Consider the following 321-nt stretch of genomic DNA (forward strand, 5'->3'; position numbering starts at 1 on the left):
AAGCGGCGGCGAGCGAGCCTCAATTCTTCGGCCGCGGCGGCTCCAGGATCAGCCATTTGATGATGCCCATGGCCGGCAGCACCCAGAGCATGCCGCTGAGCAGGAAGAACAGGAAATGCGCCCACGGTCCCGATTCCGCCAGTTGGTCAACCGCCACGATCGATGCGACCTATCCCTGTGGCTATGCCAGCGCGGTTGGCGACCGCGAAGTCGGCTTTGTCCGCGACGCCGGCTACGCCTCGGCGGTGACGACACGCCACGGCGTGCTGCGCGCCGAACATGCCGGCTTCCTGCAAGCGCTGCCGCGCATTTCGGTCAACG

General features: G+C 66.4%; 2 pseudogenes. One reads left to right on the plus strand and one right to left on the minus strand.

Annotated features, from left to right (window positions below):
• Positions 1-19 precede the first annotated feature (19 nt).
• Positions 20-169 (minus strand): annotated as a pseudogene (locus EOA78_RS35690) (DUF2842 domain-containing protein); the annotation flags it as partial.
• Between the two features lies 1 nt (position 170).
• Here EOA78_RS35690 and EOA78_RS35695 point away from each other — a divergent pair.
• A pseudogene (locus tag EOA78_RS35695) lies at positions 171-321 on the plus strand (polysaccharide deacetylase); the annotation flags it as partial.

Origin of the sequence: Mesorhizobium sp. M5C.F.Cr.IN.023.01.1.1 (assembly GCF_003997585.1) — a bacterium.
Classification (GTDB): domain Bacteria; phylum Pseudomonadota; class Alphaproteobacteria; order Rhizobiales; family Rhizobiaceae; genus Mesorhizobium; species Mesorhizobium wenxiniae.